This window comes from Flavihumibacter sp. CACIAM 22H1 (assembly GCF_001601815.1).
Lineage (GTDB): Bacteria > Bacteroidota > Bacteroidia > Chitinophagales > Chitinophagaceae > Flavihumibacter.
This window is the reverse complement of sequence record NZ_LUKG01000005.1, coordinates 17,173-29,318: the sequence shown is the minus strand read 5'-3', so window position 1 is coordinate 29,318 and position 12,146 is coordinate 17,173. Positions and strand designations below refer to the sequence as shown.

The following is a 12,146-nucleotide window of genomic DNA, read 5'->3' as shown; positions in this document are numbered from 1 at the left end:
AAGCCGAATTGAATAGATTTATTTTTAACAATAATCCTTCAAAATTAAACTTAATAACAGACAATAGTGGATGATCGAACACTGTGTCACCAGTAATACTCATATGTTTTCGCACAGAATTGATAAAACTGAAATAATTATCTAATGGTGAGCAACAAATAGATAATAGAGCCTCAGACAGCTCAGAAAGACCCTTATTCTTTATACCATCCAGTATTAATCCTCTTACTTCCTCATTTTTTGTATCAAATTTACAGTCATGATTTCCAGGTACAAATAGAATACTTCCATCAACTTTGGTGTATTCTTTAAGTTCTTTAAAAAGCGCTTTAAAAAATTCTCTTGCAATTGCATATTCTTCATTCTTACCAGAAAATGCGATATCACCGGAAGTAACAATTAAAAAATTGCTACAACCTCTAATCTTATTTTTTATGATATCGAAAATCTTGGGCCTTCGAGAAACAATTACATTACGATTTTCTCTAAAGTGTATGTCACTTAAATGTAATATGACTAGAGTCATTTCAGGTTAGGTTTAAGGGATAAAAGGCTATAAGTGAAAAACGAATTCTAATAATACAAAATTTTAATGATAAAACCTCTTCTAAGAAGCCGCCGTATTTTGTACCAGTTTCTGGTGTACCGATTTGAGAGACGGGGTGGTGAGCAGGTAGTCCTTGAATTTCTGTAGTAGACGATCATCAATGTCCCTGAACTTACAATGTTGCCCCACCCATCGTTTTAGGTATTTTATGGCCGTTTCATAATGAGTCGTATCCATTTTTCTTTTTGCTTGCCCCGGATAAAATTCAAGGCATACACAAAAAAATCTGCCTCCAATGCATCCTTATTGAACAGTCCATTGGCATCCAGCATCAAGGCCTTCATACGCTTGATGAAAATCTTTTCCGCAATTTCCTGGTACAGCAGGTTCTCTTTCTTTTCCATTGATGTTACCGGGCTACTGTGCAAATGCAATTTTAAATATTCCCGGCGGGTGTAAACCTGCTTTTGTGGATTCCATACCGGCGGAAAATAATCGATATACAAACTGTATTTCCCGGACTTCAGTAATTTTTTCCTTAGTTTCCCTCTCATATCTCTACACTTTTACTGATGAAATAATCCAATACATACTGTTTATTGAACAGCAATCGCCGTCCGACTTTGACTTTCGGAAAAGACGCATCTTTTATTGTACGAAATAAGGTACGCTCCCCTACCCCCAACAACTCAGCGATGTCTCCGATGTTCAGCCATTCCCGGTTCAACCGGTTATTGACTGACTTGGGCGGGCTATTCTTTGGCGTGAAGGCGTAGCGGTCCAATACGAGTTCGTTGGTGGTAAGAATCGCCTGGGTGACCTTTTCTTCTTTCTTGCGTTTTTTATAGTTGCGACGGGCACAGGGTAGTGAACAGAATTTGGTGACTGTTTTTTGGGCGATAAAGGTTTGCTGACAATGTTGGCAAACCTTTCGAAGGCGAATGTTGGAGCTCATGTTACCTTGTTTTTGGCGTTTAACTCCAGTCGGCTCGTCGGTTATTTCTCCGGTTATTTCTCCGGTTATTTCCCCCTTACACTGCCGCGAACTGCCTGGAGCTGTCTGGAACTGCCTGGAACTGTCGTATGCTCACCTACATCATTATACAATTTGTACCTCCTGATTTTTTGGAAAAAGATACAAACGAGGACACACACAACAATAAAAAAAGGGTAAACTGTAGTAAGCTTTAACGTTGCAATAACTTGCAAATCAATTAATTAGTAAAATGAAGTAAAATGTCGTCAAAAGAAGTAGCCCACTTATTTCCCGATACAGAACTTGCTGAAAATATAATCCAGCAAATCTTCGTTACTTACTTCCCCTGTTATTTCACCCACATAATGCAAACATCTACGAATATCAAGTGCCAGTAAATCGCCCGGCAAGTGATTGTCAAGGCCCTGTCGTATATCGGCTAAGGAACTTAAAATCTGCTGCAGGGCATGGTAGTGCCGGGCATTGGTAACAATGGTGGTATCACCAGCCACCTGGCCACCCAGCACCAGGTCTACCAATCGTTCTTTCAACAATTCCATCCCTTGCCCCTGTTTTGCGGAAATCAGGAGCATATTGGGTCCGCTGGTCAGTTGCCGTTGATCGGATGCAAGCTCTCCGGCAGATTTGTCAACCTGGTTGCCGACCAGCAAATAGTTGTAGCCGGCGGCATCAAATTCATGTTTTACCTGCTGAAGATCGGCAGGCTGAATAGTGTTTACATCAAAAAGGTAAAGAACAATATCAGCCTGCTGCATTTTTTCCAGACTTTTTTCCACCCCAATTTTTTCAATCTGGTCGGCGGTATGCTCGCGAATACCAGCGGTATCAATGAACCGGAATAATATCCCGTCAATATTGAGTACTTCCTCAATGGTATCTCGGGTAGTGCCTGCTATTTCACTCACAATTGCGCGGTTCTCGTTCAATAACGCATTTAACAGGGTAGATTTACCCGCATTGGGTTTGCCAATAATAGCTACAGAAACCCCGTTCCTGATCACATTGCCCAATTGAAAAGAAGCGGCCAGTTTACTCACCCGTTCATGCGCTCCGGTAACCAGGGCATACAATTGCGAACGGTCTGCAAACTCCACATCTTCCTGCGAAAAATCAAGCTCCAGTTCAATAAGGGCCGAAAAACTGATCAATTGGTTCCGTAGCTCTTTTAATTCGGCCGAAAAACCACCTCGTATATTGTGCAGGGCATTGCGCTGGGCGGCGGCAGTATTTGCAGCTATCAGGTCGGCAACTGCTTCGGCCTGGGCAAGATCCAGTTTACCATGCAGGAAAGCCCGCTGGGTAAATTCACCCGGCTTGGCCATCCGGGCACCGGCACGCAGGCAGGCATCCATGATTCGCTGCAATACGTAGGGCGATCCATGTCCTGAAATCTCCACCACATCCTCTCCTGTATAAGAACGCGGGCCCTTGAATAGTGTTACCACTACTTCGTCAAGGGCTTCCCCGTTTTCCCGCAATACCCCCACATGGGCTGTATGCGAAGCCTGGGCCTCCAGGTTCTTGGAAGGAAAAAGCCGGTTGATAAGAGAAAAACTTAACGGGCCACTCAACCTGATTACGCCAATAGCACCTATTCCGGGAGGGGTGGCAAGGGCAACAATGGTATCGTCCCACTGCGGGGTGGTATATTTCATGGGGCAAATTTAGGCAACAAAAAATCCCCCTGCGGTAAACAGGGGGATTTGTACAATTATTCCGGAGGAAACTTATTCAATTTCAAGACGGAAGGTAATCGGCTGCTTCTTGTAAGATTTTACCTGGCGTCCGTTCTGAACGGCGGGGGTCCACTTACCGGATTTTTTGATTACTCTTACCGCTTCTTCGCGGAGTTCATTCGGGCCGCTGATGGCCTGCACATCACTTACCACTCCTTCTTTATCCACGATGAACTGGATTACCACCGTTCCCTGAATTTCATTGTCCTGCGCTTCCTGCGGGTAACGAAGGCTTTTGTTCAGGTAACGTTGCCAGGCGCTGGCGCCACCAGGGTATTCCGACTCAATTTCCACCTTGGTAAAGGTTTTATCCCAGTCTTCTTCCACTTTTTTAGGCGCTTCTACCACCCCTTTACCCTCATCGGATACTGGTGGAGCAACGATGCCTTCATCCTTGATACCTTCCTGGTTGATGGTACCGATTTTGGTTTCCTCCAGTTTTTCCACTTCAGGTGGCTTTTCATCTTCTTTCACCTCATCGTCCTTTACAATTTTCGGAGGTGTAAACTTAGCCATTTCCACTTTTGGTGGTTCAACGGGTGGCGGAGGAGGTGGCGGTGGTGGCGGTTCATTTTTAGGTTCTTCCTGCTTAACTGCTTCCAGTTCCACATCCTGTACAACCATTTCAGTTTTGTCTTTATCGCCTTTCAGCTTATTCGCTAAGACAGTACCTGCAAAAAACAGTATCAGGAGGGAAGCGGTAGCAATCAACGCCACGGTCATGCGTTTGGCATAGGTTCTGCGGAGATCGTAAGCTCCGTATGCCTTGTTCCGGCCATCAAAAATGATGTCCAGCACATCCGCACTCAAAATTTTATTAACGTCCATGATTCGCTTTTTTAATAGATGCGTTTTGATTCAATTTCCACAAACTTATTGCTGCGGAGCGGGAGCCGGACCGCCTTCAGTAACTGCAATCAGCATAGCTTCAGCTTCTGCCATGTCTACCAGGGCATAACGTTTAACCACATTGATCTGCATTTCATCCAGCATGTTTACCACATTATTGTAGGTAGACTCTTTTCCCGGTTTGATAACTACCACAAAATCCTTAGGATCCGTCGATTTCTTTTTATTCAAAATCACATCCCGGATTTCCTTGAAATTGCTGCTCTTGAAATTAGACCCATCAGGGGCCAGGATGCCTTCGTAATAGTATACGTTGTTGTCCTTGGACATCATGATGGTCAGCGCACCGGATTCTTTGGCTTTGTTTTGTTCTTCCGGCTTCTCGGTATCCTTCGGAAGGAATAACCGCATTGCCGTGGGCTGGCTCATGGTGGTCGTAAAGATAAAGAAGGTAATCAACAGGAACCCAAGATCCACCATTGGGGTAAGATCTACACGGGTAGACAGCTTTTTACTCTTTTTTACGCCTGGGCCTTTTTTATGTCCCCCGCCCTGGGACGAGGTATCCATTTCTGCCATGATGCAAAAATTTTGTTGTTAAATAATTTATTCGGCAGCTTCGGCTGATTTGCCACCGCGGCTCATATTCTCCCGGTACAGCTCCGTACCTTCTGCTACACCTTCGGGGTTGGTAACCATCTGAAACTTCATCTCATCCACTTTCTTAAAGGCATCAATAACACCTTTGAAAGACGGATATTTTGAAGCATTATCACCTTTCACCAGGAGGTTCATTTTAATTCCGGTAAAGCCGGTTTTTACTGCACGCATCCAGTCAACCAATTCGTTGTTGATGGTATCCAGTACAGGTATACCCGGATTATCCAGTTTCGGCCAGTTTTCCTTTGGCTGAGCCGCCAGAGATTTAAGCTGTGCAAATGGTACACCTATAAAGGGACCAGCAGCCAGGGCTGATAATTCCGCTTCCGACAAACCGAGATTACGGGTTGTATTAAGGGCTTCCATGATAGCCTTTTTAGGCGCATCGTCCGAAAAGGACAGGAATACCTTACCTTCTTTATCAATCGTGATCTGGGTAACATCTTTCTGGGGTGCTACCTTAGAAGCCACGGAACTTGGGGTCTGAACCGCCAGTGCCTCAGAAGGCTTGAACTTCGTTGTAAGGATGAAGAAGGACAAAAGCAGGAATGCCACATCACACATCGCCGTCATATCAATATGCGTACTCTTCCTTGGTAATTTTGCTTTTGGCATAGTTAATTAATTGTTGGATTCCACATTTAGATTCAAGGTTCTCCGGATTCCATAAAAGTTACGAAAATTTCCGGAAAATTCCTGTTGGGCCGGATTCAGGCAGTGACGCTGTTAGGCTGAACCTGTTTACTGTTTCCAGCTTTTATGAATTGCTTATTTATACAAAGAAGCAAAGCTTTGAGTCAATGTGAAACCTGATTCGTCGATACCGTAGGTAATACCATCAATTTTAGTGGTAAAAATGTTATACATGATGATGGCCAGGGCTGAAGTACCGATACCGAGTGCAGTATTATAAAGTGCTTCTGAGATACCACGGGAAAGTTCACGGGCAGCATCACCACCACCTTCATCACCCAGTTTAGAGAAGGAACGGATCATACCCAATACCGTACCGAACAGACCAAGAAGTGTTGCAACCGATGCAATGGTAGAAAGGAACACCAGGTTCTTTTCCAGCATAGGCAGTTCAAGTGCAGTAGCTTCTTCTACTTCTTTCTGGATAGACAGTACTTTCTGCTCTGTATCCAGTTCAGTTTCAGTGATCATTTCTTTGTACTTGCGCAAACCGGCTTTCATTACGTTTCCTACAGAACCTTTTTGTTTGTCGCACTCAGTTAATGCTGCATCAACATTTTTGTTAGCCAGGTGATACTGCACTTTACGAACAAACTCGTCAATGTTACCAGCACCGGTAGCCTTGGTGATTGTGAGTAAACGCTCCAATGCAAAAACAATTACAATCAAAAAGTTAGCAATCAGAACGGGTACTACGATACCACCTTCGTAAATGCTGTGGAATGCACCAATTGGTCCAACATGGTTAGGCCAGAATCCACCATTTGGATCAGGACTGGTAAAGCCGCTGGCAGAACCCATGCCAAATCTCCAGATCAAATAACCACCCAAAATACACATAACGGGAGCAATCCATGAAATCGCGTTGCTTCTCTTTTTCGCTTGAACAGATGTAGTCGCCTTCGCTGTTGCAGTTGGTTTAGTCTCTGCCATAATCGTTTGTTTTTAGTTTTTTGTAAACAGGTATAAAAAAAAGTTCTTGAATTGACCCAACGCGTATTGGGGACACAAGTCTAAATAAAAAAAATTTAAAAAAGTCAAATTAACACAATAAATATCCGAAACCGTTACAAATTAAAAAAAAATGCCTGAGAGGCCGTTTTTAGGGCATTTATTGATTTTTAGGGCATTTTTACAGGCGGCTCATCAATTCCAGACGAATTGTGTTAATATCGGCATTATTTTATTGTTAATCACCTATTTCCAGCAATTAAAACTGTATACACATGCATCTACATTTAAGCCCGGGTAAATGGATCCCGGTACTGGTTATTGCACTGACTACCAGCATGGGCACCCTGGCCCAGCAAAAGCCGAATCCCGCCAATTCAAAGTCGGGTACCAACCCGCCCGCCACCCCGCCTGCCAACGCAGCGCCTGCCAAGCCCACAGGTCCCAAACCCTACAAAGAAGTGATCACTTCAAAGGCTGTTACCGATGAGGGGCTGCTGACGGTTCACAAAGTGGAGGATAAATACTATTTTGAAATCCCCGATAAACTGATGGGGCGGGATATCCTGGTGGTGAATCGTCTCTCCAAAGCTGCCGCCGGTATGCGGAATTTTTTCTTTGGTTACGCCGGCGATAAAATTGGCGATAATGTGATCCGTTTTGAAAAAGGCCCCAATAACAAGGTTTTTCTTCGCCTTATTTCTTACGACGAAATGGCCGGTGATTCCACGTCCTCCATGTACAAAGCCGTGGCGAATTCGAATATACAGCCCATAGCACAGGCATTTGATATTGCTGCCTTTAATGCAGATACTACTGGTGTTGTACTGGATGTTACCAGTTACCTCAACAGCGATAATGAAATTCTCAATTTCGAGGCTAATGCCAAGCGTACCTTTCGGGTAGGCAGCTTGCAGGCCGATAAGTCCTATATAAGCGGGGTCAAATCCTTCCCGGTTAATACGGAAATCAAAACCGTGAAAACCTATGCGCGTGCCTCAGGCGCTACCCCGGGTGCACCACCTGCGTTCGGAGCCCAGCCCTCCGGCTCTTACACGGTGGAGATCAACAGCTCCCTGATGTTGTTACCGGATCAGCCAATGCAACCCCGTTATTACGACGATCGGGTGGGCTATTTTACCCGTCAATATGTTGATTTTGAAAAAAATCCGCAGGGGGTGGAATCCGTTCGGATGATTACCCGCTGGCGACTGGAACCCAAAGCGGAGGATGTAGAAAAATACAAACGCGGCGAACTGGTTGAGCCTAAAAAACCGATTGTTTTTTATATTGATCCGGCCACTCCTAAAAAATGGGTGCCCTATCTGATACAGGGAGTTAATGACTGGCAGGCAGCATTTGAAAAAGCAGGCTTCAAGAATGCCATTTTTGCAAAAGAAGCACCGCTGAATGATCCGGAATGGAGTCTGGAAGATGCCCGTTATTCCGCCATTGTTTATAAACCATCCGATGTTCCCAATGCCAGCGGACCACATGAGCATGATCCGCGTAGTGGTGAAATCCTGGAAAGCCATATCAACTGGTACCACAACGTAATGGAACTTCTCCGGAACTGGTATTTTGTACAGGCATCGCCCAATGATCCGCGGGCCCGTTCGCCCAAGTTTGACGACGCCTTGATGGGTGAGCTTATCCGTTTTGTGTCTTCGCATGAAGTGGGCCATACACTCGGTTTGCGGCATAATTTCGGTTCGTCGTCGAGCACGCCGGTTGAAAAACTACGCGATAAAAAATGGCTGGAAGAAAATGGACACACTCCCTCTATCATGGACTACGCCCGTTTTAACTATGTGGCGCAGCCAGAAGATAATGTAGGCGAAAAAGGACTGTTTCCGCGTATAGGTGATTACGATAAATGGGCCATTGAATGGGGGTATAAATGGTATCCCCAGGCAAAATCGGCCGATGAGGAAACTCCGATCCTGAATGCACTTACCATTGAGCGCTTAAAGAATAATCGTCTCTGGTTCGGACGTGAAACCAATCCGGATGATCCGCGTTCACAAAACGAAGACCTGGGCGATAATTCCATGAAAGCAAGTGCTTACGGGGTAAAGAACCTGCAACGCATTGTACCCAATCTACAAACCTGGTCGAAAGAGCCGAACAAAGATTATGAGCACCTGACCACCTTGTACAATGAAGTGGTTACTCAGTTTGGCCGCTATATTGGTCATGTAAGTAAAAACATTGGGGGCGTTCTGGAAACACCAAAAACCGTTGAGCAGGCAGGTGCAGTGTATGAATATGCATCGCGCGAGCAACAGAAAGAAGCAATGGATTTTTTAAACAAGCAGGTATTTACAACCCCTACCTGGTTATTGGATCAGCAGATTTTTGCAAAAACGGGCAATACCGCTACTGCGGTGGTGAATCGTTTGCAGGACGCTGCTTTGGCGCGGGTGTTAAGTGCGGGTACCATCAATAAATTACTCAATGCCGAGGCGGCGTTAGGAACTAAAACCTATACATTGAGTGAACTGATGACGGATTTACGCCGTCATATTTTCACCGAACTGCCAGCACGTAAGCCGATTGATATCTACCGCCGCAACCTGCAGAAAAACATGACAGAGCGGTTGCTGACCTTTATTAAACCGGCTACTTCACCGGCAAGTTTAGGGGGTGGTATTACAATCAGTTTTGGTCCGACTATCAGCCGGAACAGTGATGCGATTTCTTTTGCGCGTGGAACCTTACGTACCCTGCAAACGGAAATTCGTTTAGCGCTTCCTGCCTATACCGATACCGCCACCCGTTACCACCTCCAGGATTTACTGGATCGTATTACGGAGGGGTTGACGGCAAAATAGTTGATAGACGTCAGACAGGTGTTCTAACACCTGTCTGACGTCTAAACTAAAAGCATGCATAAAAGAAAAAATACTACCACAAAACTCATTCTCTTTTTACTCGTCCTCGTTGTTGCCTGGGCTATTTTAAGGTACCAATATGGATGGGGCACCCCTTACCATGCCAGGCAGGCAAAAAAAGATTTAAAAAACGGAACCGTCCAGTTTATTTCAGTGGGGCTGCCCCTGGCCTCTTCCAAAGATGCTGAGATCGCTTCTCTGAAGCAGCGGTATGGTTTCAAAACGGTGGAATTCGGTTGCGTCGTAACGGCTCAGGAATTGAATGGCATCGAACAGTACAATCAAATCGTCGAAAAATGGCTTAGCAACAGAAATGGGAAAGGATGGCGGAAAGCTTATCAGAAATCAATTGATTCCTTATATCGTATCGCATTTAATCAGGCTCCTCAATAACAACCTGTTAGAACATCGTCCTAACACCTGTCTGACGCCTATCACTACTCATACCGCAGCGCTTCAATAGGATTTAACCGGCTTGCCTTGTAGGCAGGATAGGACCCTGCTGCAAGGCCTACCACGGTACATATCAGAACCCCAAGAAAAACCCATACCCAGGGCACCACAAAGCCGGTACTCATCAACATACTTACAATATTACCCAGCAGTACCCCTAAAACAATTCCAATAAGCGCGCCCAGCAAGCTGATTAAAATAGCTTCCAGCAAAAACTGCCAGCGTACATTCCGCTGTTTGCCACCGATGGCCTTTATCAGTCCTACTTCTTTGGTTCGTTCCGTTACCGCTACCAGCATAATATTCATAAGGCCAATGGCTGCCCCCATCAGGGTAATAAAGCCAATTACCACTGCAGAGCCTGTCAACCAGCCAATTTGCCGCATCGCCAACTCTACAAAAGCATCGCTTTTATCGATCAGAAAATTACTCTCCTCTTTAATTTCATTTTTCCGTAACACCCGAAACAAACCCTCCGCCTCTCCAATAGCCGTTTCTATCTGGCTGATATCCGCCGTCTTAACCCCTATCGTAAAGGTTGATGATGCACTGCTGGTAAAAAACCGCCGCACCGAATTATAGGTAGTGATGATGTTGTTATCCAGGCTCCTTCCAAAAGTGGATCCCTTGGATTGAAGGGTACCGATTACCCGGAAAGGAATATTATTGATATTGATGATCTTCTCTAAAGGGGTTTCCGGGTTAGAGCTACCAAATAATTTCTCGTACACATCCCTCCCGATTAAACAAACATTCCGCCCTGTACTCACATCCAACTCATTAAGGTTTCGCCCTGCGGCAATCTCAAACCCATTCATGTCCACATAATTCTCATCCCCCCCATTAACATAAACCGTGGGATTGGTTTTTTTACTCCCGAATGAAGCCGAATTATTATTTCCTCCACCAAGCGACAGTGACACCTTAGCTGGGAATTTGTACCGCTTTTTAAAGCCTTCTGCCTGCTCCCTGGTGATTGGTTTATTGGTGTTGGATTTCTTTAGTTTCTTTCCTCCCTTTTCTTCTTTTTTCAGCTCTCCCCGGTCAAACCGGAAAGCCGAACGATACCGGATCGTAAACCCGTTTGCTCCCATACTGGAAAAACTCTCCATAAACTTCTGTGAAATTGCCTGAATTGCCGTATTAATACCAATCAGGGCTGCTATACCCAGGGCTATAATGGCAACCGTTATGCCCGTCCGGAGCCTGTTAGACCGGATCGTCCGCATAGACAAACTTAAGGTGTCGGCAAAATTCATGGCATGAAAATACGGAAAAAGACAGAAGGAAAGCTCAACGGTCGGGTGCTACCCGACCGTTGAAAAAAGTTATCAGAAATACAGGTAATTAAGTACCATATTGGGGAAAATGCCAAAGAGGATGATCAATCCGGCTATAAGCAGGAGAATCCACCGGAATGCCGGGGTAATTTCCTCCGTATCGGCTACCCCGTCTTTGAAATACATCGATTGTATAACCCGGAAATAATAATAAACACTCACTACCGCACAAAGAATGGCAAAAAATACCAACCACAGCTGCGAACCTCCTTTAACGGCCGAAGCCAGCATAAAGTATTTTGCGAAAAAACCAATGGTGGAAGGAATGCCCGCCAGCGATAACAAAAAGATGGTAGTGGTAGCTGCCAGCACCGGCTGCGTGCGCGCCAGCCCATTAAAGCCTTCGAATGTATAGTCTTTCATTTTCACCAACACAGCAAAAATGCCGATGGTTGCCAGGCTATACCCCAGCGTATACAATATAATACCTTCTTTAGAGTAGTTATTAAAACTGAATAAGGCAAACAACATAAAACCGGCCTGGGCTATGGAAGAATAAGCCAGCATACGCTTCACACTCTGCTGGAAAATAGCCGTAACATTCCCGATAAACAAGGTAGCCGCCGTAACCACCGCCACAATCAGTTTCCAGTCATATCCTGAACTGGCAAAACTATACTCAAACAACCGGATAAAAGCAATGAACACGCCTGCCTTCACAATGGTAGCCATGAAACTGGTAAATACGGTAGGTGCGCCATCATACACATCCGGTGTCCAGAAATGGAAAGGAGCCGCCGATACCTTAAATGCCATACTTATGAACAACAAAAGCAAACCGGAAGTATACCATACCTGCCTGCCTGCTATATTCGCCTGCAGTGCCGGGTCAATGCTGAAACTTCCTTTTGCACCATACATCAATACAATACCCATCAGCATAATACCGGTAGAAAAAGCTCCCATCAGAAAATATTTCAGGGCTGCTTCATTACTTTTCAAATTACGCTTATCGCTCCCTGTTAGTATATACAATGGAATGGAAATAATTTCAATTCCAAGGAATAATAAAAGCAGGCTATTAAA

General features: G+C 44.9%; 13 protein-coding genes. 2 read left to right on the top strand and 11 right to left on the bottom strand.

Annotated features, from left to right (window positions below):
* From A1D16_RS02555 to A1D16_RS02520, 9 genes are all read right to left on the bottom strand, one after another.
* On the bottom strand, nt 1–526 hold a 526-nt coding region (locus tag A1D16_RS02555), incomplete at its 3' end, for a metallophosphoesterase (protein WP_290707492.1).
* An 81-nt stretch (nt 527–607) separates the two neighbouring features.
* Complete coding sequence (locus A1D16_RS21680; protein WP_366206348.1) at nt 608–784, bottom strand: phage integrase SAM-like domain-containing protein; 177 nt, start codon at nt 782–784, stop codon at nt 608–610.
* Entirely contained in the window at nt 754–1,101 is a 348-nt protein-coding gene (locus A1D16_RS02550) for a hypothetical protein (protein ID WP_290707489.1), read from the bottom strand. Before A1D16_RS02550 ends, A1D16_RS21680 begins: the two co-directional genes overlap by 31 nt.
* Entirely contained in the window at nt 1,098–1,502 is a 405-nt protein-coding gene (locus A1D16_RS02545) for a helix-turn-helix domain-containing protein (RefSeq protein WP_290707487.1), read from the bottom strand. Before A1D16_RS02545 ends, A1D16_RS02550 begins: the two co-directional genes overlap by 4 nt.
* Nucleotides 1,503–1,807: 305 nt before the next feature.
* Nucleotides 1,808–3,199, bottom strand: a complete 1,392-nt coding sequence (gene mnmE, locus A1D16_RS02540) for a tRNA uridine-5-carboxymethylaminomethyl(34) synthesis GTPase MnmE (protein WP_290707485.1) — start codon at nt 3,197–3,199, stop codon at nt 1,808–1,810.
* Between the two features lie 72 nt (nt 3,200–3,271).
* A complete protein-coding gene (locus tag A1D16_RS02535) occupies nt 3,272–4,108 on the bottom strand; it encodes an energy transducer TonB (RefSeq protein WP_290707482.1) in 837 nt (278 codons plus the stop codon).
* A 45-nt stretch (nt 4,109–4,153) separates the two neighbouring features.
* Complete coding sequence (locus A1D16_RS02530) at nt 4,154–4,708, bottom strand: biopolymer transporter ExbD (protein WP_290707480.1); 555 nt, start codon at nt 4,706–4,708, stop codon at nt 4,154–4,156.
* A gap of 27 nt (nt 4,709–4,735) precedes the next feature.
* Nucleotides 4,736–5,404, bottom strand: coding sequence for a biopolymer transporter ExbD (locus tag A1D16_RS02525; RefSeq protein ID WP_290707478.1), 669 nt, complete (start codon nt 5,402–5,404; stop codon nt 4,736–4,738).
* A 153-nt stretch (nt 5,405–5,557) separates the two neighbouring features.
* Entirely contained in the window at nt 5,558–6,415 is an 858-nt protein-coding gene (locus A1D16_RS02520) for a MotA/TolQ/ExbB proton channel family protein (protein WP_290707476.1), read from the bottom strand.
* 293 nt (nt 6,416–6,708) lie between these two features.
* On the opposite strand from A1D16_RS02520, the gene A1D16_RS02515 reads away from it, so the two are divergent.
* Nucleotides 6,709–9,267 carry a zinc-dependent metalloprotease gene (locus A1D16_RS02515; RefSeq protein WP_290707474.1) on the top strand — a complete coding sequence of 853 codons (2,559 nt, stop codon included), beginning with the start codon at nt 6,709–6,711 and terminating at the stop codon, nt 9,265–9,267.
* A 54-nt stretch (nt 9,268–9,321) separates the two neighbouring features.
* Complete coding sequence (locus A1D16_RS02510; protein WP_290707472.1) at nt 9,322–9,720, top strand: hypothetical protein; 399 nt, start codon at nt 9,322–9,324, stop codon at nt 9,718–9,720.
* 44 nt (nt 9,721–9,764) lie between these two features.
* On the opposite strand, the gene A1D16_RS02505 is transcribed toward A1D16_RS02510, so the two are convergent.
* Together A1D16_RS02505 and A1D16_RS02500 are read right to left on the bottom strand one after the other, a co-directional pair.
* Nucleotides 9,765–11,039 carry an ABC transporter permease gene (locus A1D16_RS02505; RefSeq protein WP_290707470.1) on the bottom strand — a complete coding sequence of 425 codons (1,275 nt, stop codon included), beginning with the start codon at nt 11,037–11,039 and terminating at the stop codon, nt 9,765–9,767.
* Between the two features lie 72 nt (nt 11,040–11,111).
* Nucleotides 11,112–12,146: NADH-quinone oxidoreductase subunit N (locus tag A1D16_RS02500; RefSeq protein WP_290707468.1), on the bottom strand; the 1,035-nt coding region annotated here is incomplete at its 5' end.